General features: G+C 42.5%; 19 protein-coding genes. 8 read left to right on the top strand and 11 right to left on the bottom strand.

Features of this window, described 5'->3' with window-relative positions; translation table 11 throughout:
• Positions 1-49 precede the first annotated feature (49 nt).
• Genes FTU00_RS06110 through FTU00_RS06100 form a run of 3 tightly spaced genes read right to left on the bottom strand, consistent with a single transcriptional unit; the run spans position 50 to position 2,220 of the window.
• Positions 50-1,219 carry a cupin domain-containing protein gene (locus tag FTU00_RS06110; RefSeq protein ID WP_180179339.1) on the bottom strand — a complete coding sequence of 390 codons (1,170 nt, stop codon included), beginning with the start codon at positions 1,217-1,219 and terminating at the stop codon, positions 50-52.
• 24 nt (positions 1,220-1,243) lie between these two features.
• The gene (locus FTU00_RS06105; protein WP_034702599.1) at positions 1,244-1,837 is read right to left on the bottom strand and encodes a nucleoside triphosphate pyrophosphatase; all 594 of its coding nucleotides are present in this window, start codon (positions 1,835-1,837) and stop codon (positions 1,244-1,246) included.
• The gene (locus tag FTU00_RS06100; protein WP_034170328.1) at positions 1,837-2,220 is read right to left on the bottom strand and encodes a DUF2237 family protein; all 384 of its coding nucleotides are present in this window, start codon (positions 2,218-2,220) and stop codon (positions 1,837-1,839) included. The genes FTU00_RS06105 and FTU00_RS06100 overlap by 1 nt, the downstream gene beginning before the upstream one ends.
• Before the next feature lie 141 nt (positions 2,221-2,361).
• Between FTU00_RS06100 and FTU00_RS06095 the strand changes: the two genes are divergently transcribed.
• The 4 genes from FTU00_RS06095 to FTU00_RS06080 all read left to right on the top strand — a co-directional run bounded on the left by FTU00_RS06095 (position 2,362) and on the right by FTU00_RS06080 (position 6,075).
• Positions 2,362-3,549 (top strand): phosphoglycerate kinase, encoded by a 1,188-nt coding sequence (locus tag FTU00_RS06095; protein WP_034702596.1) that lies wholly within the window; start codon positions 2,362-2,364, stop codon positions 3,547-3,549.
• Between the two features lie 149 nt (positions 3,550-3,698).
• Entirely contained in the window at positions 3,699-3,977 is a 279-nt protein-coding gene (locus FTU00_RS06090; protein WP_180003184.1) for a hypothetical protein, read from the top strand.
• Between the two features lie 120 nt (positions 3,978-4,097).
• Entirely contained in the window at positions 4,098-5,135 is a 1,038-nt protein-coding gene (gene fba / locus FTU00_RS06085; protein ID WP_104426189.1) for a class II fructose-bisphosphate aldolase, read from the top strand.
• A gap of 85 nt (positions 5,136-5,220) precedes the next feature.
• On the top strand, positions 5,221-6,075 hold the full coding sequence (locus tag FTU00_RS06080; RefSeq protein WP_180179338.1) for a DMT family transporter: 855 nt from the start codon (positions 5,221-5,223) through the stop codon (positions 6,073-6,075).
• Here FTU00_RS06080 and FTU00_RS06075 read toward each other — a convergent pair.
• Together FTU00_RS06075 and nfsB are read right to left on the bottom strand one after the other, a co-directional pair.
• Positions 6,038-6,265 carry a hypothetical protein gene (locus FTU00_RS06075; RefSeq protein ID WP_004786112.1) on the bottom strand — a complete coding sequence of 76 codons (228 nt, stop codon included), beginning with the start codon at positions 6,263-6,265 and terminating at the stop codon, positions 6,038-6,040. The two genes, FTU00_RS06080 and FTU00_RS06075, sit on opposite strands and share 38 nt — an antisense overlap.
• A gap of 107 nt (positions 6,266-6,372) precedes the next feature.
• Complete coding sequence (nfsB, locus tag FTU00_RS06070) at positions 6,373-7,026, bottom strand: oxygen-insensitive NAD(P)H nitroreductase (protein ID WP_166136614.1); 654 nt, start codon at positions 7,024-7,026, stop codon at positions 6,373-6,375.
• Between the two features lie 245 nt (positions 7,027-7,271).
• On the opposite strand from nfsB, the gene hpaI reads away from it, so the two are divergent.
• Together hpaI and FTU00_RS06060 are read left to right on the top strand one after the other, a co-directional pair.
• Positions 7,272-8,066, top strand: a complete 795-nt coding sequence (gene hpaI / locus FTU00_RS06065; RefSeq protein WP_125278322.1) for a 4-hydroxy-2-oxoheptanedioate aldolase — start codon at positions 7,272-7,274, stop codon at positions 8,064-8,066.
• Between the two features lie 652 nt (positions 8,067-8,718).
• Positions 8,719-8,937, top strand: coding sequence for a hypothetical protein (locus tag FTU00_RS06060; RefSeq protein WP_004786100.1), 219 nt, complete (start codon positions 8,719-8,721; stop codon positions 8,935-8,937).
• Positions 8,938-8,974: 37 nt separating this feature from the next.
• Here the strand turns inward: FTU00_RS06060 and FTU00_RS06055 are convergent, their stop codons facing one another.
• Both FTU00_RS06055 and FTU00_RS06050 read right to left on the bottom strand, forming a co-directional pair.
• A complete protein-coding gene (locus tag FTU00_RS06055; protein WP_166136617.1) occupies positions 8,975-9,700 on the bottom strand; it encodes a UDP-2,3-diacylglucosamine diphosphatase in 726 nt (241 codons plus the stop codon).
• 154 nt (positions 9,701-9,854) lie between these two features.
• A complete protein-coding gene (locus tag FTU00_RS06050) occupies positions 9,855-10,364 on the bottom strand; it encodes a peptidylprolyl isomerase (protein ID WP_004786097.1) in 510 nt (169 codons plus the stop codon).
• A 430-nt stretch (positions 10,365-10,794) separates the two neighbouring features.
• Here FTU00_RS06050 and FTU00_RS06045 point away from each other — a divergent pair, with 430 nt between their 5' ends.
• Together FTU00_RS06045 and FTU00_RS06040 are read left to right on the top strand one after the other, a co-directional pair.
• Positions 10,795-12,522, top strand: coding sequence for a glutamine--tRNA ligase/YqeY domain fusion protein (locus tag FTU00_RS06045; protein ID WP_180003190.1), 1,728 nt, complete (start codon positions 10,795-10,797; stop codon positions 12,520-12,522).
• A gap of 66 nt (positions 12,523-12,588) precedes the next feature.
• On the top strand, positions 12,589-13,500 hold the full coding sequence (locus FTU00_RS06040; protein WP_166136623.1) for a bestrophin family protein: 912 nt from the start codon (positions 12,589-12,591) through the stop codon (positions 13,498-13,500).
• Positions 13,501-13,617: 117 nt separating this feature from the next.
• Here the strand turns inward: FTU00_RS06040 and FTU00_RS06035 are convergent, their stop codons facing one another.
• From FTU00_RS06035 to putA, 4 genes are all read right to left on the bottom strand, one after another.
• Positions 13,618-14,181: a lecithin retinol acyltransferase family protein gene (locus tag FTU00_RS06035; RefSeq protein ID WP_125278319.1), complete on the bottom strand. Its 564-nt coding sequence runs from the start codon at positions 14,179-14,181 to the stop codon at positions 13,618-13,620.
• Between the two features lie 382 nt (positions 14,182-14,563).
• Complete coding sequence (locus tag FTU00_RS06030) at positions 14,564-14,788, bottom strand: hypothetical protein (RefSeq protein ID WP_004786091.1); 225 nt, start codon at positions 14,786-14,788, stop codon at positions 14,564-14,566.
• Between the two features lie 241 nt (positions 14,789-15,029).
• On the bottom strand, positions 15,030-16,112 hold the full coding sequence (gene trmA / locus FTU00_RS06025) for a tRNA (uridine(54)-C5)-methyltransferase TrmA (RefSeq protein ID WP_180179337.1): 1,083 nt from the start codon (positions 16,110-16,112) through the stop codon (positions 15,030-15,032).
• Between the two features lie 179 nt (positions 16,113-16,291).
• Positions 16,292-20,047, bottom strand: coding sequence for a trifunctional transcriptional regulator/proline dehydrogenase/L-glutamate gamma-semialdehyde dehydrogenase (putA, locus tag FTU00_RS06020; RefSeq protein ID WP_180179336.1), 3,756 nt, complete (start codon positions 20,045-20,047; stop codon positions 16,292-16,294).
• Positions 20,048-20,152: the final 105 nt, after the last annotated feature.

The following is a 20,152-nucleotide window of genomic DNA, read 5'->3' as shown; positions in this document are numbered from 1 at the left end:
CATATGATCCTCTTTTTTTATAGACTTAAAATGACCGAGATATAAAAACTTACTCTTCGTCAGCCGGTGGCACTAGCATCAGTACAGAATCATTCAATAGCTCAGCAACATCCTCCAGTATATCTTCGTCAGCGAAATCTTCATCCAATAAGACACGCGCACCATCAGCAATCTGCTTCAGTTTTGAAGTAAATGCTTCAGAAATACAGATTCCCTCACCATTGGCCCAGAATAAGGTTTCACCATCTTCTTCTGTATAGAGTAAGCGTGAAGCGGGTTCAAGCATCAGGCTATAGCCCTGATCAAGTGCTTCTTCCAGATCACCTGTACCAATTTCTTCAGCTTCCGGAATATTCTCTTCATATTTTGGTTCTGACATCAGGCTCATGATGGCATCTTCAAGCACATTGGAGTTATGCAACTGCTCCATGATTTTGCCTTTCAGATATTCAAGTTCATTGCCTGTGACTTCACCCGCAGCACTGATATGATCGCGAATGATGTCAGTCAATGGATTGCGTAAGACTTCATTTTCCGAAAATTTATCGCCTACACGGTCCATCATGTCACTGACATTTGGCATACGGAAACCAAAAGAGAAAGTCAGACAGTCATCTTCTGCTACGCCGTAATGAGACAGACCGGGTGGAATATACAGCAAATCACCGGGTGCAAGAACTTCATCAAAATGCACATCCATTTCTGGCAATAATTTTAATGGCTGCCCCGGTACAAGTTCGGTCTCGGCATCACACATTTGCCCCAGTTGCCAGCGGCGATGACCATAGCCTTGAACCAGAAAAACATCATAAAAGTCGAAATGTTGACCGACTGAACCGCCTTGAGGTGCATAAGACACCATGATGTCATCACGACGCCATTGAGGGATAAAGGCAAACTTTTTCCAGAGTTCAGACAGGTCGAAAGAATAGTGATCCACAGCCTGAACCAGTAAAGTCCAAAGCTTAGGCATCTTCTGGAAGTCAGCTTTTAATAAAGGAGATGTCTTGACCGACCACTGATTTGGATCACGATCTTTCTGCTTGATCAGACGTGCAGTGACATTTTCTTCAAGTGCTAGCTCCATCACATCATCAGGCTCTAGCAGGCCTGCGATTTCAGGCATGGCATTACGTACCAGCAGCGGTTTTTTTTGCCAGTATTCGGCAAGGAATTGTTCAGCGGTAATACCGCCTAAAACGTCTAGAGGTAGGGACATAAATAAAGCCTAAAATAAAGGAGATTAAGGAACTAAAATCTTTAGCTCACGAAGAATATTACATAGCTGAATCATTGGCATACCCATCAGGGTAGTTTGATCCTGACCGATCATGGTTTCAAACAGACTAATCCCAAGGCTTTCACATTTAAAACTACCGGCACAATGCAGCGGCTGTTCGATCTCTACATAACGCTCAATTTCCGCTTGAGACAGTTTGCGGAATTTGACTTTGTAATGTTCTACCAGCGTACGTTCAAAACCGGTAGATTTCTGCTGAACGCTGAGCGCTGTACTGAAATACACAATCTTGTCCGAATTGGCCTGCAGCTGGCGAATGGCCTTTTCTATTGTTAAAGGCTTACCCATAAAGATATCTGGTGCGCCTTCACGCCAGGCTACCTGATCAGACCCAATTACAATCGCATCAGGATGTAGCTCAGCGATATGACGAGCTTTTTCAAAAGCCAGGCGTTTGGCTAATTCATCCGCATGATTTTCACCTTGGGGTGATTCATCTATGTCCGGGACGACCGATACGTAATCAAGACGTAGACGGTTCATCAGTTCTTTACGGGTCTGGCTTGAAGAAGCCAAGATGATTTTTGCGGTATTCATTAGACAGCGTATTCTTCTAAAATATGGAGAGGAACGTAAGCAAGGACAGCTTTGTGACAGGCTTGCAGCTTGATCGGTGGCGCTTGTCCAGCTTCATAAGCTTCTACCCAGCGTGTAACGCAGATACACCAGAAATCACCAGGTTGCAGTCCAGGAAATCCCAGTTCTGGTAATGGTGTAATCAGGTCATTGCCCACTTTCTGGGAAAAATTCAGAAATTCAGAGGTCATCTGTGCACAGACAGTGTGCTGTCCCAGATCGGTAGGTGCGGTATGGCAAAAGCCATTACGGAAATACCCAGTAATGGGATCAAAACAACAGCTTGCCAAAGGCTCGCCCAGAACATTAAGACGGTTAAGATTAGGATCAGGATGTATCGACATAGGTACTGAATCTGGAAGAAGCTTTTTTCTATCATAACAAAACTTTGGCATTCATAATGTTTTCTGCAAAAGATGCTAACCTTTTTCTGCATAATCATTTAAAATCGCCTCGTTTTTAATATCTATAAAGAGAGCTCTACAATGAACTTTCAGCGTATGACTGACCTTGACCTGACGGGTAAACGTGTTCTGATCCGTGAAGATTTAAATGTACCGGTTAAAAATGGTGTAATCACTAGCGATGCGCGTCTACGTGCTGCATTACCAACAATTAAAGCTGCAGTAGAAAAGGGCGCGGCTGTCATGGTGTATTCACACCTTGGTCGTCCAGTTGAAGGTGAGCCGAAGGCTGAACAGTCTCTTGCGCCTGTAGCAGCTTATCTGACTGAAGCATTGGGTCAGGAAGTAAAACTTTTCACAGACTATCTGGACGGTGTTGAAGTTCAGCCGGGTCAAGTGGTTTTACTGGAAAACTGCCGCTTCAACGTAGGTGAAAAGAAGAATAATCCTGAACTTGCAGCAAAATATGCAGCACTTTGCGACGTATTTGTGATGGATGCATTTGGTACTGCACACCGTGCAGAAGCATCAACTGAAGGTGTCGCTCGTTTAGCTAAAGTAGCAGCAGCAGGTCCTTTATTGGCAGCTGAACTGGATGCATTGGGTCGTGCATTGAAAACGCCTGAAAAACCAATGGTTGCGATCGTTGCGGGTTCTAAGGTTTCTACCAAGCTTGATGTTTTGACTTCATTGTCTGATATCTGTGATCAATTGATCGTTGGTGGTGGTATCGCAAATACGTTCCTTGCAGCTGCTGGTTACAATGTAGGTAAATCACTGTGTGAAAATGACCTGATCGATACAGCGAAAGCGATTGCAGCAAAAGTTTCAGTTCCGCTTCCAACTGATGTTGTGGTTGCTGATGCATCTGAAATCAACTTTGATGACTTCCTGGGTTCATTAGCTGCAGCGAAAGCGACTGTGAAGAAAGTTGAAGATGTTGCAGACAATGACATGATCCTTGACGTGGGTCCAGAAACTGCAAAAGCATTTGCTGAAATCCTGAAAACGTCTAAAACCATCCTTTGGAATGGTCCAGTCGGCGTATTCGAAGTAGATCAGTTCGGTGAAGGTACTAAAGCACTGTCTTTAGCAATTGCTGAATCTGAAGGCTTCTCGATTGCTGGTGGTGGCGATACTTTAGCTGCAATCGACAAATACGAAGTTGCTGACAAAATTGGCTACATCTCGACTGGTGGCGGTGCATTCCTTGAATTCGTTGAAGGCAAAACACTTCCTGCAGTTGCGGTATTGTTAGAACGTGCTTAATCGCATGTCCTAATGTAAAAAGCTGGCTTGATGCCAGCTTTTTTATTTTTATCGCTTATTTATTCCAGATCTGTTCATCACTGATTCATTAAAGTGCAATAAAGCTGTCATAAGATGCAGACAATAGAGTATGGAGATGAGATCTTTTGATGAAACAGCACCTCACTTTAGCTGCATTGCTGGCAGCATCTTTTATTTTTACTGCCTGTACCCAGCAGGAAAATACACCAGCCGAGGACGTAGAAAATACAACAGCTGTAAATGAAGAGTTCATTAGTCCGGAACAGCAGGCCGCAATTGATGCAATTGATAAACCGGTTCTGGATGAAAAAAATACAGATGTTCCAGCTGAAATTGCCAATGCACCTGCAGATGCTGCGACTGTAGATCAATCTGTATCAGGCGCTTCCGAGCCTATGACACCATAACTCAGACTATGCAAGTAAAAATCCCTGCTTTTGCAGGGATTTTTTATAAAATATTGTATTTTTTGGCTGTATTGCAATAGTTGAACATGTAGAATATGGCCCATTACCTGGGAGGATATTATGGCTCTTATTTCGATGCGCCAGCTCTTGGATCACGCCGGCGAACATGCTTACGGCGTACCAGCGTTTAACGTAAACAACTTAGAACAAATGCGCGCAATCATGCTCGCAGCAGATGCAACGAATTCACCTGTAATCGTGCAGGCATCTGCAGGTGCTCGCAAATATGCAGGTGCACCATTCTTACGTCACCTTATCTTGGCTGCAGTTGAAGAATGGCCACATATTCCAGTGGTAATGCACCAGGATCATGGTACTAGCCCTGACGTATGTCAACGTTCTATCCAGTTAGGCTTTACTTCAGTCATGATGGACGGCTCACTGGGTGAAGATGGTAAAACACCGACTTCATACGAATACAACGTTGATGTGACTCGCCGTACTGTACAAATGGCACACGCATGTGGCGTTTCAGTAGAAGGTGAAATCGGCTGTCTGGGTAGCCTTGAAACAGGTATGGCAGGCGAAGAAGATGGTGTAGGCGCTGAAGGCGTACTTGACCATTCTCAACTGCTAACTTCAGTTGAAGAAGCTCGTCAATTCGTTGCAGATACCAATGTTGACGCATTAGCCATTGCAGTAGGTACTTCACACGGTGCATACAAGTTTACTCGTCCACCTACAGGCGATATTCTTGCAATTGACCGCATTAAAGAAATTCATGAAGCACTGCCAAATACTCACCTTGTAATGCACGGTTCAAGCTCTGTGCCACAAGAATGGCTGGCTGTGATTAATCAGTATGGCGGCGACATCAAAGAAACTTATGGTGTTCCTGTTGAGCAACTGGTTGAAGCGATCAAACACGGTGTTCGTAAAATCAACATCGATACTGACTTGCGTTTAGCGTCTACAGGTGCAATGCGCCGTATGATGGCTGAAAAACCAAGCGAATTCGATCCACGTAAATTCTTCAGCGCAACTGTAGATGCAATGAAGCAAATCTGTATCGACCGTTACGAAGCATTTGGTACTGCAGGTAATGCAGACAAGATTCGCCCAATCTCTTTAGAGAAAATGGTTGAGCGTTATAAATAATTCCTTGTGAATAATTTATAAGAAGAGCCCACAGCGAATGTGGGCTTTTTTATATTTAAATAAAGATGAAGAATAAGAGCAGCATATGGAACTGATTTTTATTGCAGCATTATGTAGTGTTGCAGTCTCGATACTCTTAAAAATTGCTAAAAATAGAGGCTTGAGCCCCATCCACATGATTAGCTGGAATTATGTTACAGCCAGCGTATTGTGTTTTTTCTGGTTCAAGCCAGACATCCAGCATATTTCCATGAGTCAGACTCCATGGCTACTGATTCTGGCGCTTGGCGTTTTATTACCGAGTGTCTTCCTGTTTCTGGCCAAGTCATTACAAACAGCAGGAATCTTAAAAACTGAAATTGCCCAGCGATTATCGGTTGTACTATCACTGGCCGCTGCTTATTTCATTTTTCAGGAACAATTTAACCAGCTCAAGATGCTGGGTATTGTCTTAGGCATAAGTTCCGTACTGTGCATTCTATTCTCACACCGTCAGGCATCAGAAAGCTCCAGGCAGGGAATGTTTTTTCTGGGTCTGGTGTGGTTTGGTTATGCACTGATTGATGTCTTGTTGAAATATACCACCGGCCTTGGTCTACAATTTGCTGTGGCACTGAACTTGATGTTTATCTGCGCCATGATTCTGTCGATGATCTATCTGCTGCTGCAATATCGTCATCTGGGTTCTGGCAAGGATATTGGTTTCGGTCTGTTATTGGGTGCGTTGAACTTTGCCAATATTGCTTTTTACGTCAAAGCACACATGATGCTCAAAGATACGCCAGCGATTGTATTTGCGGGCATGAATATTCTGGTGGTGATTTTTGGTGTGATTGCAGGATTGCTCATCTTTAAAGAACGACTCAAACCTGCAAGTGTGATCGGGTTGATTCTAGGTGTGATTAGTGTTGTTTGCCTAGCATATGCAATGTCTGTTTAACATAGGAAGATGCAAATTCAAGCGGATAACGTAACAGGTCTTCTTTTTCAGCCCGTCCAAGCAATAAGCCTGCCTGTTTGCAGTCTGGACAATGCGGATAACGATGCTGGGCATTAGCATAGTGATGTAAATAGATCTTATCGCAGTGTTTGCATTCGAATTTTAAAGAGCTGGATGGTAAAACAGACATGGGTACCTCTAATTGTTATTCTAGTTGGATGTTTGGAGAATAAAGCAAAAATTAGGCCCAAATTGACAAGAAAAGGGGCACTAGACCCCTTTTATAACATAAAATGCTTACAGTTTGGTGAAAATATCTTCAGCTTGCAGACGGGATTTCGGTAATTTGGCATTGAAATCATTTTCACTGCGATAACCTAAAGTAAGCAGTACTGATGGAATCAGGCCCTGTTCAGCTAACTGTAATTCCTCACTCAGAATGTCTTCATCAAAACCACCGATCGGAGTGGCATCAATCCCTTCACTTCCTGCAGCTAATAGAATTTGTCCCAGCGCGATAAAGGTCTGGTTTTCTGCCCAGCGCTGAATATCACCTTTTTCATTACGATAATAATGTACATAGCCGGTACGGGTATTCTTTTGACCTTCTTTGGCGCTCTCATCTTTAAAACGACCACTGAGATCATCACGATTTAACAGATTGTCCAGATGTAACTCGTCAATATCGGCTTTGGTACAAAATAAAATGGTATGTGAAGAGTCCAGCACTTTGGGAGCATTGTAGGCATAAGTTCCAACTAGTGCTTTGGCAATACGCTGTTTAGCGGCATCATTGTCGGCAATAAAAAAATGCCAAGGCTGAATGTTAATCGAAGATGGCGTCAGGCGTAAGATTTCTAATAAACGTTCAAATTGTTCTGCTGGAACCTTCTTGTTAGGGTCATAAGCTTTAGTGGTATAACGGGTTTGAGCGATCTTGAGTAAATCCATTGATGGACTCCAATCTTTTGATAAGGCGTTTAGAAATATGCTTTAGGCATCTAGATTTTTCTGATCAAAAGATTATTACAATAAAAACATCATCGGCAAAGTTTATATTTATATAATCTTGAGTGAAATTTTATGAAAAACTAAGAGTTAAATCAGATAAAAAGCAAGCTTTTGTATATTGGCAGTTTCTGGTAACAGGAGTTTAATAAGAACTTCAGGCAATAGCATGCAAGATAGGTGGGCCGATGCAATATACCAATTACTTTAAACGTAAATTAAAGACGCAGCAGCAAATTGGCTTGTGGGTCGGACTGGCTGACGCGTATGGAACAGAAATTGCGGCAAATGCGGGCTATGACTGGCTCTTGATTGATGGTGAGCATGCCCCAAGCGATTTAAGAACAACGCTCTCTCAATTACAGAGTATCGCTGCTTATCCATCTCAAGCTGTAGTACGCCCACCAATCGGCAGTGTACAACTGATCAAGCAGTTACTCGATATTGGCGCACAGACCTTATTGATTCCTATGGTAGAAACTGTGGAGCAGGCCGAATTAATGGTCAAAGCAGTCCGTTATCCACCGGAAGGAATTCGTGGTGTGGGTGCTGCGCTGGCACGTGCGACACGCTGGAACAGTATCCCGAATTATTATCAGACTGCTCATGAAAATATCTGTTTGTTAATTCAGATTGAATCGGTGACAGGTCTGGAAAATCTGGATGAAATCCTCAAGATTGAGGGGATTGATGGTGTATTTATTGGGGCGGTAGATCTTTCAGCGACTATGGGTTATCAGGGGAATCCGAACCATCCTGAAGTACAAAAAGCAGTAGTAGACGCTATTCAGCGGATTCGTGCATCAGGTAAGGCTGCTGGGATTTTATCGACTCAGCATGAAGCTACCCAGAAATATCTGGCGCTTGGAACTGAGTTCGTTGCAGTAGGGGTTGATACCAGTGTTCTGATGAATTCGCTTCGTGAACTTTTGGCGAAATATAAACCTGATGCTGAAGTCATCAAGTCAGAAGGCGGTTATTGATTATAAAAATATCAGAGAGTCGTAAATTGTGGTTTCTCAATATTGATTACTTACATAGAAGATATTTTATAAAAGCTCTGATTTGTCAGAGCTTTTTTATTTACTTTAGCTATAGTAGTTTAAAAAATAAGATGGGTGGGATTGTAAAATGAAACCAGAAGAAATTGATATATTTTTTGAGCAGCAAAAACAGATCCATGAGCAAAAAAACAACAACGTTATCATTTAGGGCAACGTATCTTATTCGTCTTTAATGCTGACTTATACATTGCTTAGTGGATATCTGGCAGTTTTAAACTTTCTTGATTCAGGTGATTTGATCTCTGGCTTTAGTATCATGATGTTGATCGGTTTGTTTTATATGTTGAAATACTTCTTTACTGGACATTCAGATAGGCGAAAAAGCATCTGAAAAATACTACTCTTGACATATGTCATTACAATGTAATTTTGCTATTTGGTCAAAAAAGAGTTATAAGATAATTACTTTAAAGCGAATACTGTTTTCGCTGGTTTATTTTTAGCTGATTGTGATACACGAAAGACAGGTTTTCCTGTTAAAAAAACTCTAGCAAACCCAGAAATAAGATTTATTTTTAGTCTATAGCTCTCCTTGTTTAATCACAAAAAGCTCATATTATGAGTGAATATTTTGAAAAATTTAAATACATGGTCTATCGCGACCGCCATTAATGGTTGTGAAATTCAAGTCAAAGTTGTACCAATGCAACGTCAGCAAAATACCATCAATGGTATGATTATGGTCAATGTGGGCAAGATGATTGAACTTGAAAATGGTGAACAATATCCATTTAATCTGGATGGTAAAAGTTTCTATACTGGTTTTAACCAGTTATACCGTTTAAGTTAAATAAAATATAAAAAGCAACTACTCGCAGTTGCTTTTTTTATGGGTAATACCAGATTTTTAGCTGAATGTTATGAATATCAATATCCGAGCTGCCCAGCTCTAAAATCTCAGCATAATCAGCTTTCCAATCTCCTAAAACAATTCTTTTTTTACCATTTACATCATGGATTGCAGCGCGGTGAGTATGTCCATGAATCAGCACATCTGCTTCTTTGAGTGCTGCTTCTACCGCAGATGGGTTTACATCCATAACCTCATAGCTTTTCAATTGCTGTGCTTCATGGCTTTTCTTGCGGAAACCGTTGGCGAGTCTGGCTCGAAAGCTAAGAGGCATTTTTCTTAAAAAACCTAACATCCAGGGATGACGGATGATTTTTCTGAAACGTTGATAGGACACATCATCGGTACAGAGTGCATCGCCATGTTCGATCCGGTATCGGATCGAACCGATATTTAAACTGGTCATTTCAGGTAAAAGCTGTCCGGAAAATTGATTCAGAAAATCTTGGCCTAAGGCAAAGTCACGGTTACCGATGAGAAAATAGATCTGATTGCCGGCCTGGTTAAACTGTTTTAAAGCACTGACGATTTCATCCAGCCAGGGAGCAGTGTAGTCATCTCCAATCCAGGCATTGAACCAGTCGCCCAAAATATACAGTTGGGTATTTTTATGCTGATAAGCTGCCAATAAATCTAAAAACCCCCGAACGAGTCGAGGGTGATCAGGTGACAAATGTAAATCTGAGATAAACAGATAGGTCACGAATCTTTTCCTTATTTTTTAATCCCTCCCGACCTCCCTTTCTTGCGTTTCGTTTTAAAAGCAGTGCTTTAAAACTTACTCAGGGAGGAGAAAAACCATCTTTAAAAATGGTGGTTCCCTCCTTTATTAAAGGAGGGTTAGGGAGGATTTAAAATTACTCAGAAATGATTTTTGCAGATTCGATCACAACGTTCTCTAGAGGAACGTCAGCGTGGTAGCCACGGTTACCAGTGCGAACGCCTTTGATTGCATCAACAACGTCCATGCCTTCAACTACTTTACCAAATACGGCATAACCCCAACCTTGTGCAGTTTTACCAGTGTGGTTAAGGAAAGAGTTGTTTTTCACGTTAATGAAGAACTGAGCAGAAGCAGAGTGAGGTGCTTGAGTACGTGCCATTGCAATGGTGCCTACATCGTTGCTTAAACCGTTGTCAGCTTCGTTTTCAATCGCATCACGTGTTGCTTTTTCTTTGAAGTTTTCATCCATGCCGCCGCCCTGGATCATGAAACCATCAATAACGCGGTGGAAAATTACGCCGTCATAAAAACCGTCACGTACATATTGCAAGAAGTTAGCTACTGTTTTAGGTGCTTTTTCAGCGTTTAATTCAAGAACAATACGACCTTTATTGGTGTTTAATTCGACTTGAGGAAAACTCATTGTGTAATCTCCTAATCATGGACTAATGCCATGGTTTTTTCTGAATGAAGGAAGCATAAGCAAACTACAATCGACAAGGCAAGCAAAAACATAATTTTCTTTGTTAAAAACATAAAAATCGTATCTTATTTATGCATTGATTTACAAAGTCATTTCTTCTAGATCATGCGTCTTCATAAAGCTTGTCTGACCCTAAGAGCATGCACTGATCTGCTGGCTCAGTCAAAAGCGGATATTTTACGATTTGGTAAGCTATTGTATTTTCCAATTTGAAAATGAACGAATTGAAATCAAATACCTAAGTTAACGGTTGAGAGATCATTCACCTATAGTTAAACTAAAGAACCTTTATTTAGTGAATACAGTTAGACCGCGTGAGCTACTGCATATTCATTAATCCCTTTTTAACTTTAGAAGTGAATGATTAATCATGAAGCCAAATGATGTTGTGACGTCTCTGCCCGACAACCCGACCCAAAATAAGAATGCAGTCGATTCAGCGCAGCAGCAGGAACAACAACCAGGCTTAGACTTTGTACGTCAGGTGATTACTGACGATCTAGCAGCTGGCCGTACCCAGCAAGTGGTCACCCGTTTCCCGCCTGAACCAAATGGTTATTTGCATATTGGTCATGTAAAAGCAATCTGCCTGAACTTTGGTATTGCTGAAGAATTTGGTGGCCTGTGCAACCTGCGTTTTGATGATACCAACCCAGATGCAGAAGAGCAGGAATATGTGGATGGTATTGCCAATGATGTGAAATGGCTGGGCTTTCAGTGGAATGGTGAGCCACGCTATGCATCAAGCTATTTTGATCAGTTATATGCATGGGCAATTCAACTGATTGAACAGGGCGATGCCTATGTGGATCTGCAAACTCCGGAAGAGATCAAGCTGAACCGCGGTAACTTTGTAGAGCCAGGTAAAAACTCGCCACAACGCGATGCGACTGTGGAAGAAAACCTTGAGCGTTTCGAGAAAATGCGCACTGGTGAATATGCTGAAGGCGAAGCGGTATTGCGTGCCAAGATAGATATGAACTCGCCAAATGTGCATATGCGTGATCCAATCCTGTATCGTATTCTGCATTCTGCACATCACCAGACTGGCGATAAATGGAAAATTTATCCAATGTACGACTATGCGCATCCATTATCAGATGCGATTGAAGGCATTACGCACTCACTTTGTACACTGGAATTCCAGGATCACCGTCCATTCTATGACTGGGTGGTGGAAAAAGTTAAATCGCCATCAGTTCCACGTCAGTACGAATCTAGCCGTCTGAATGTTGATTACACCATCACTTCTAAACGTAAGCTGCGCAAGCTGGTTGAAGGCGGTTATGTTAACGGGTGGGATGATCCACGTATGCCGACTGTTGTCGGTATGCGCCGTCGTGGTTTCACGCCTGAAGGTCTGCGTGATTTCTGTAAGCGTGTAGGAGTATCTAAAGTCGATGGCAGTATCGTTGATGTAGCAATGCTTGAATATTGCATCCGTCAATCTTTAGAAAATACTGCAGCTCGCGGTATGGCAGTATTGAATCCACTGAAAGTGACTTTAACCAATTTGCCAGCGGATATGGATCTGACTCATTCACGTCATCCAAACGTAGATATGGGCGAACGTATTATTCCGCTCACTTCAGAAATCTATATCGACCATAAAGACTTTGAAGAAGAGCCACCTAAAGGCTTCAAACGCCTAATCCCGGGTGGTGAAGTGCGTCTTCGTCATGCTTATGTCATCAAATGTGATGAAGTGATTAAAGATGCGAACGGTGAAGTGGTTGAATTGAAATGCTCAATCGATCCTGAAACTTTAGGTAAAAATCCTGAAGGCCGTAAAGTAAAAGGTGTAGTTCACTGGGTATCTGCAACCAAAGGTATTCCTGCCGAAGTTCGCATTTACGATCGTCTGTTCACTGAATCTGATCCAGAAACTGGTGATGACTTCCTGGCGAATCTGAACCCTGAATCATTGAAAGTGGTTCAAGCAGTTATTGAGCCTGCGCTGGCTGAGGCAAAACCGGAAGATCGTTTCCAGTTTGAACGTGAAGGCTATTTCGTAGCGGATCAATATGATCATTCAAGCGACAAACCAGTGTTCAACCGTATTCTAGATTTGAAAGACAGCTTTAAACCTGGCAAATAATTTAAGCTAAATCCCTAAAAAGCCCAACTCCGGTTGGGCTTTTTCAATCCTGGTAGGAAAGAATGAATGATTGTTCGTGATAAAAGTAATAGCTTTAGTCTGCTGTTTGCATGGCATGGCACAATTTTGCCTAAAGTTCTGCCTGCCTTGGGGCTGGTAATTTTTCTTTCAGGCTTGCTGGTCTATCTGCGTCAGGCGCATTTTTTTAGCTTTCCTGCAGTGCCGGCCATAGGCTTTACCATCTTCGGGGTGATTCTGTCGATTTTTCTCAGCTTTCGTAACACCGCCTGTTATGACCGTTGGTGGGAAGGGCGCAAGCTGTGGGGAGCGCTGATTGCTACGACACGTCATTTATGCCGTGATAGCTATGTCCTTGATGATCAGTCACGTGAAATCCTGTTGTATCGAATGATGCTGTTTACTCATTTATTACGTGACCGTTTGAGACAGAAGCAGCAAAGTATTCAGCATTACCAGGCCCACACTAATTTTGAAGTTGCTGCATTTGATCAATTGCCCACGCATATCAATGCATCACAATGGGTACTGGAACAAATCCAGAAAGATTTGGTTCTGCTCTATAAACAAGGCAAGATTACAGACATTATTTATAACAATCTGAATCAGCATACAGTGGCTTTAGGCGATATACAGGCGGGTTGTGACCGGATCCTGTCGACGCCGTTACCATTTTCCTATTCGGTGCTGTTGCATCGTGCTGTTTATTCTTTCTGTTTTATCCTGCCATTTAGTCTGGAAGCCAGTCTTGGTTTATGGACTCCGATTCTAGTCGGCCTGATTGCCTATATGCTGTTAGGGTTAGATGAACTGAGTGCGGAACTGGAAGAGCCTTTTGGATTTCAGGATAATGATCTGCCTTTAGACTCTATTGTGAGACTGATCGAACGTGAAACCCTGAGTTCTTTAGGACAAGAATTACCTGAAGCGATTAAAGCTAAAAAAGCTTATTTAACTTAGGTTTAAACTGATTTTATTGAAAAGCTAATCATTAAATAAATTAAATGAAAATCATCTTATTTTTAAATTATTTTTGAGTGGCTGGCTTAAAAATTTTAAAAGCAAGAAACTATGACCCTAGCGATGTTTTAAATGATTGCCAAGATCTGGGCTATTGTTTTTAACCTGCTCATGTAGCTCACGATATTGCTCTAAACGTTGTTTGGCCTTGTCACGTAGCTTTTTCTTGATATAGAGAGCTAGAGCGAAACAGGTGGTCGTCAAGGTCAGGAAAAGGCTATTCATAAAGCTCATCATGGAGCTGATATAACCGATCGTCGTCAGGCGATTCATCATCTGAATGACTTGTGGGCTGCTTTCTACACCAGTGATTGCCCAGGTACAGAGATGTTCACAATTATTGATAATCAGGTGATAGTTATTTTCATGCATTCTGGAACGCATACGGCGAACCACTTTACGGCCTTTGTATTTTGCTGAGGCATAATACTGGATCTGAATCGGTTTGCCGTTGCTGAATTTCTCAATGGAGGTGATTTCAATTGGATGCTTTTTAAATAAATGTGCAAAACCGGAATAGTGGATGACACGACCACGCCCGGCATAAATCCCGTGATGAGTATAACCGAAATGTTTAACCATAAGATGCGCACCTATGGGAAACCGTTTAGTTCGCTGCATGTAAAGATTAAGCCATTTAATAACAAGTGTATTTTAAACAGCAAGTGTACTGTTTTTTTGTGAATTAATCGATGTTTTAGGGTTCAATTCTATCCAGAATTCGTTGTCTAGACAGTCATCTTTAAATTTTTCGAACTTTATAAATGCTGTATGTGAACTGATTGAGGCAGATCTTAAACTATAATGTCTAAATAGCCTAAGCAAATATGAAAAGTCATTTATCTGCATATTTGAAAAGAAATAAAGATATAGACACTTAGGTTTAGATAGAAGGAGTAGGTTCCACCTGATTAAAAGCAAAGAAGGGTAGGCAAAAATCCAAATGATAGATATAAAAAAAGCATTTGCGTATGCAAATGCTTTTTATCAAGACCTAAGCTGCTTATTGCAGCGGCAGGTGCTGAAGTTCATTGAGTTCTTTACGGCTGTAACCGCGAGAAGCTAGAACTTTTTTGATTCCGATAATGATATCTTCATCAGTTGCTTTAGACAGTGCTTCAAGGAGCTGTTCATTTGTCTTGCAAGAGCAATCATTTTCAACACAAGCAATCTGGTTCTTGTGTTCATTTTGTTGTTCATCTGAAAACAACTTCTGCCAGAAACTCATAGAGCCTTCATACACAACCTAACATAGGGTGAAATATATCCAATTTAATAAATAAAGCAATAGGACCTATGTGATAAAAGCAGCAGTCAGTATTTCAAATTTTCGATTGGAGATAAGATTTTGAACGATATTATTTGATTGAAACAAGATAATTCATGCATAAGTTACTAATTTTATGTATAAAAATGGAGCTAACAAAAGCTCCATTTATGTAACAAAAAAATAAATTGAAACAATATTTTTAGCGTTTTTCCAGCAGTACGCCTGACTCTACATGGTGGGTATAAGGAAACTGATCGAACAAGGCAAACTTGGTAATTTTATGGGTTTGGGACAATTGTTTCAGATTGTCGTGTAATGTGTCCGGATTGCAAGAAATGTAGATGATTCGTTCAAAGCGCTGTAGCAGTTTCAGTGTTTCATCATCGATCCCTGCACGTGGGGGATCGACGAATACCGTATCGAAGTCATAAGTTGACAGGTCAATATTGGCTTCTTGCAGACGGCGGAAAGTACGTTCACCATTAAAAGCTTGCGTAAATTCTTCAGCAGATAGACGTGCTACCTGAATATTGTCGATACCGTTCTGCTCGATATTCCATTCAGCCGCATACACAGATGACTTGGCCAATTCAGTTGCCAATGCACGACGGAAACGGGTAGACAATGGCAGGGTAAAGTTACCATTGCCACAATACAGCTCTAACAGATCTTTGTCAGATTGCTGCGCGGCATTACATGCCCATTCCAGCATTTTCTGGCAGACTTGCGCATTCGGCTGGGTGAAGCTGCTTTCGATCTGTTTGTACTGATATTTACGGTCAAATACAGTGAGTTCTTCTACGACAAACTCATCGCTCAAGACAAATTTCTGGCCACGGCTACGACCAATCAGCTTGATCTTCAATTTTTCAGCCAGTGCTTTAGCTGCAGGTTCCCAGCTTTCATCCAGTTTACGGTGATAGATCAGGGAAACCAGTACTTCACCTTTTAGTGTTGCTAGAAAGTGGACTTCAAATAGGCGGTGGCCTAGAGTTGCATCGGCTTTGAAGGCTTCTAGCAATTGCGGCATTAAGTCATTAATACTGCGGTCAGCCACAGGGAATTCATCAATACGGATCACTTTCTTGTTATTGTTCTGATCACGTTCAAACATGGCATAGAACAGGTCATCTTCAGTATGCCAGATCCGGAATTCAGCACGCATGCGATAGTACTGTTCAGGCGACTCAAATACTTCAAGGGCAGGTGGTTGATATTCGGCAAATTGCGCGCTAATGCGTTCAACTTTGACATCCAGTTGTTGCTGATAAGATGAGGTCATATGCAGTAAAAAATCGCAAATATTTTGAAAGCCAAGATGGTAGCAAAAATTTGCTGTTCTGCCTAAGGCTATTCAGGGAAACAGGCTGGAAAAGCTGTTAAAAAAAGGCCAAATCTTCAAAGGGGAGAGATTTGACCATAAGAGGAAAGGGATTAAAATAATTTAAGTACTAAAGCTGTTTATAGGCCTGACATGGTCATGAGACTAGCATTACCACCTGCAGCTGCGGTATTGATACTGATTGCATGTTCAATCACGAAACGCTCCACTGGAATCTCATAATTTCCAGAGCTTAAATGCGTGATACCTACAATAGCTCCTTGTCGTCTTGTAATACGTTGCTGCAAATCCATCAATGCAGTGGTCTCGCCATGATGCAGTACAGCCTCAAAATCACCTGATTCAATATCTTTGATAACTTTAATAGCTTTCACCACACTCGCGGGCATGCTTTGCAGATACTTGAGTATAAAAGTATTGTCTGCGAGTACGGCCGGGCGGCTACCAACCGATAAGATCGCCAAGATTTGCTGAATCTGATCCATATCATTTTCTGCTAGAGAGAGCACACTCTCACGCGGCAAGATCATGTACTGGTTTTCTTCACCCGTTGGACCTTGCAGGCTAAAGCTATGTCCCGTTGCAATCTGAGCTGGAGCCTTCAACGAAATTCTTGGGAAAGTCTTGCTTACCCAAGCCTTAAAGTCCTGTATTACTGGATTTGCAAATGGTGCCTGAGCAGACTGCATTGCATAAGGCTGAGCCAGTTTCTTCTCAGACACCTGATGCATTAAACGGTAGATATAAAGTGGACCACCGGCTTTAGGACCTGTGCCTGATAGACCTTCACCACCAAAGGGTTGTACACCCACCACAGCACCGACAATATTGCGGTTGATATACAAGTTCCCGACATGCGCTTTTGAAATCACGATTTGCATGGTTTCATCGATCCGGGTATGTAGTCCCATGGTCAGGCCATAACCTTTACTGTTGATCTGATCCAGTAGTTGTGGCAGCTCGCCAGCTTTATAGCTGATCAGATGCAGCACTGGACCAAAGACTTCACGTTCCAGATCATTCAGGTTTGGCAGCTCAATTAAGGTTGGTGGAATAAATGTCCCTTGCGCCAGATCAGAAGTATCCTTATTAAACATCAGTTGATGAACTTTATGACCCTTACTGCGCATCTGATCAATATGTTTCTGGATGTTTTGCTGTGCTTCTGCATCAATCACTGGGCCGATATCCGTTTTGAGTAGAACCGGATTACCAACTCGCAATTGCTGCATTGCGCCTTTTAGCATCTTACGTACAGTATTTAGATTGTCTTCCTGTACACACAGCACACGCAGGGCAGAACAGCGTTGACCGGCACTGTCAAAGGCTGAGTTGACTACATCTAACACCACCTGTTCGGTGAGCGCTGATGAATCTACAATCATGGCATTCTGACCACCAGTTTCGGCAATTAAAGTGACACTTTCACCAAACTGATTCAGGCGTATTGCGACAGTTTTTTGCAAAATCTTGGCGACTTCAGTGGAACCAGTAAACATGATGCCTTGGATACGTGAATCTTGGCTGAGTTGAGCACCAATGGTTTCACCACGACCCGGCAATAGCTGAAGGACATCCTGCGGAATACCCGCTTCCCAGAGAATCTGCACGGCTTGTGCTGCAATCAATGGAGTCTGTTCAGCCGGTTTGGCGATGACAGTATTGCCAGCAACCAGTGCTGCAGAAATTTGACCGGTAAAAATCGCTAACGGGAAATTCCATGGACTAATGCAGAGTACGGTTCCTAAAGGCTGAATATGTACATCATTAGACAGGTCCAGCATCTGGCCAGCATAGTAGCGCAGGAAGTCAATTGCTTCACGGACTTCCGCAATCGAATTGGCATAAGTTTTACCGGCTTCACGAGACAGAAAGACCATCAGTGGCAGCAAACGTTGCTGCATCAGATCAGCGGCCTTATTGAGACAGGCTGCACGTTCATCTTTTGGCAAATTGCTCCAGAAACTTTGTGCATTCACTGCCTGAGTCAGGGCAATTTCTGCCTGTTCAGTGGTAGCTTCATAGACGGTACCGACCACATCCTGATGCTGTGCTGGATTGATAATCTGTACTGGATGACTACTATCGTTTTCTGAGAAAACAGTACCCATTGCAGCAGCCTGAAATTGGCTACTCGCCAAGTCTGTCGCAACTGCATTTAAGGCTTGCAGGTCTGCGTCATTAGCCAGATCTAATCCGGACGAATTTGATCGTAAGGTACCGTATAAATCTTTTGGATAAGGGATTTGCGGATGTTTAGCACCTAAGGCATTTTCCTGTTGAGCTGCTTTTAAAATGGTTTGACGCGGATTCTCAATCAGGTCTTCGACTTTTAAATTCTTGTCAGCAATTCGATTGACGAAAGAAGTATTCGCGCCATTTTCTAGCAAGCGACGAACCAGATAGGCCAGTAGGGTTTCATGGTTACCGACCGGCGCATAGATCCGGCATGGAACACCAAGTTTTCCAGCCGCTTTATCACCTACCACATTTTCATATAGCGGTTCACCCATGCCATGCAGACACTGGAATTCATATTGACCAGCATAATAACGTTCTGGATTAGCGAGCTGATAGATAGTGGCAACGGTCTGCGCATTATGTGTCGCAAATTGCGGGTAAATATAGTCCGGCTCTGCCAGTAGTATACGTGCGCAGGCAATATAGGATAGGTCAGTATGCACTTTACGGGTAAATACCGGATAATCAGACATACCTTCGATCTGGGCTTTCTTGATCTCGCTATCCCAATACGCACCTTTCACCAGACGAATCATCAGGCGTTTCTGGCTGCGTTTAGCCAGATCAATGATGTAATCCACGACATAGAAGCAGCGTTTCTGGTAGGCCTGAATCACAAAACCAATGCCTTTCCAGTTATTGAGTTCAGGTTCAAAACAAAGACGTTCTAAAAGCTCTAAGGAAATTTCCAGACGCTCAGTTTCTTCGGCATCAATATTCAGGCCGATATTATAGTTTTTCGCCAGAACTGCCAGATTCAGAACTTTGCTATACAGTTCATCATTCACACGATCCATTTGTGAACGTTGATAACGTGGATGCAGTGCAGACAGTTTGATGGAAATACCGGGACCGTTATAAACATCCTTATCTGTTGATGCCTTGCCGATAGCATGAATGGCCTCTTGATAGTCCTGATAATAACGCTCCGCATCTGGATCGGTCAGCGCTGCTTCACCAAGCATGTCATAAGAATATTGGAAACCTTTATCTTCTAGTCGTTCTGCATTTTTCAGGGCTTCATCAATGGTTTCGCCAGTGACAAACTGCTCACCCATCATGCGCATTGCGACGTCCACCGCTTTACGGATGATGCCACGGCCACTACGTGCTAAAAGACCGGTTAATAAACTCGACAAGCTTTTCTGCTGTGGTGTTTCCATCAGTTTGCCGGTCAGCATCAAACCCCAGGCTGCAGCATTCACGAACATCAGTTGGCTTTGGCCGAGATGTTCTTTCCAGTTGCCCTGATTGATCTTGTCGCGGATCAGTAAGTCACGGGTTGCTGTATCTGGAATACGTAGTAAGGCTTCTGCCAGACACATCAAGGCAATCCCTTCCTGAGAAGAGAGCGAAAATTCCTGAAGCAGTCCTTGTACGATACCGGCTTTACCGCCTGAGCCTTTACGCTCGCGCAGGGAATGTGCCAGATCAAACGCCAGGCGCTGAATTTTATCTGTCAGTTCTGAAGAAATTTCACTATGTTCCAGCAACGTTTCCACGCATTCGGATTCGGCGCGTCGCCATGCGGTATTGATGCGCTGTTCGTATTGGTTTTTATCCTTAAATTCAGCAATGTAATTCGATTGCTTCACTGCATTCGAGTGCGAATTCGGGCGTATTGTGGTGGACATAGTGACTTCCTGTACTGCGTCAATCGGTTCTTTGAGTTGAATGAGTTTTAATCTATAATCCCAAAATAATTGACGAATATCTCACTATAGTTTGTATCATTTTTA

Origin of the sequence: Acinetobacter sp. YH12041 (genome assembly GCF_013419975.1) — a bacterium.
GTDB lineage: Bacteria > Pseudomonadota > Gammaproteobacteria > Pseudomonadales > Moraxellaceae > Acinetobacter.
The sequence above is the reverse complement of the archived record's forward strand: the minus strand, read 5'-3'. Positions and strand labels throughout refer to the sequence as shown.

What these genes read in the sequence shown, in the direction of transcription:
- FTU00_RS06105 (WP_034702599.1), bottom strand. Translation starts at nt 1,837, where the DNA reads ATGAATACCGCAAAAATCATCTTGGCTTCTTCAAGCCAGACCCGTAAA.
- FTU00_RS06075 (WP_004786112.1), bottom strand. Translation starts at nt 6,265, where the DNA reads ATGTCTGTTTTACCATCCAGCTCTTTAAAATTCGAATGCAAACACTGC.
- FTU00_RS06090 (WP_180003184.1), top strand. Translation starts at nt 3,699, where the DNA reads ATGAAACAGCACCTCACTTTAGCTGCATTGCTGGCAGCATCTTTTATT.
- FTU00_RS06110 (WP_180179339.1), bottom strand. Translation starts at nt 1,219, where the DNA reads ATGTCCCTACCTCTAGACGTTTTAGGCGGTATTACCGCTGAACAATTC.
- FTU00_RS06100 (WP_034170328.1), bottom strand. Translation starts at nt 2,220, where the DNA reads ATGTCGATACATCCTGATCCTAATCTTAACCGTCTTAATGTTCTGGGC.
- nfsB (WP_166136614.1), bottom strand. Translation starts at nt 7,026, where the DNA reads ATGGATTTACTCAAGATCGCTCAAACCCGTTATACCACTAAAGCTTAT.
- putA (WP_180179336.1), bottom strand. Translation starts at nt 20,047, where the DNA reads ATGTCCACCACAATACGCCCGAATTCGCACTCGAATGCAGTGAAGCAA.
- FTU00_RS06035 (WP_125278319.1), bottom strand. Translation starts at nt 14,181, where the DNA reads ATGCAGCGAACTAAACGGTTTCCCATAGGTGCGCATCTTATGGTTAAA.
- FTU00_RS06080 (WP_180179338.1), top strand. Translation starts at nt 5,221, where the DNA reads ATGGAACTGATTTTTATTGCAGCATTATGTAGTGTTGCAGTCTCGATA.
- fba (WP_104426189.1), top strand. Translation starts at nt 4,098, where the DNA reads ATGGCTCTTATTTCGATGCGCCAGCTCTTGGATCACGCCGGCGAACAT.
- trmA (WP_180179337.1), bottom strand. Translation starts at nt 16,112, where the DNA reads ATGACCTCATCTTATCAGCAACAACTGGATGTCAAAGTTGAACGCATT.
- FTU00_RS06095 (WP_034702596.1), top strand. Translation starts at nt 2,362, where the DNA reads ATGAACTTTCAGCGTATGACTGACCTTGACCTGACGGGTAAACGTGTT.
- FTU00_RS06030 (WP_004786091.1), bottom strand. Translation starts at nt 14,788, where the DNA reads ATGAGTTTCTGGCAGAAGTTGTTTTCAGATGAACAACAAAATGAACAC.
- hpaI (WP_125278322.1), top strand. Translation starts at nt 7,272, where the DNA reads ATGCAATATACCAATTACTTTAAACGTAAATTAAAGACGCAGCAGCAA.
- FTU00_RS06050 (WP_004786097.1), bottom strand. Translation starts at nt 10,364, where the DNA reads ATGAGTTTTCCTCAAGTCGAATTAAACACCAATAAAGGTCGTATTGTT.
- FTU00_RS06045 (WP_180003190.1), top strand. Translation starts at nt 10,795, where the DNA reads ATGAAGCCAAATGATGTTGTGACGTCTCTGCCCGACAACCCGACCCAA.
- FTU00_RS06040 (WP_166136623.1), top strand. Translation starts at nt 12,589, where the DNA reads ATGATTGTTCGTGATAAAAGTAATAGCTTTAGTCTGCTGTTTGCATGG.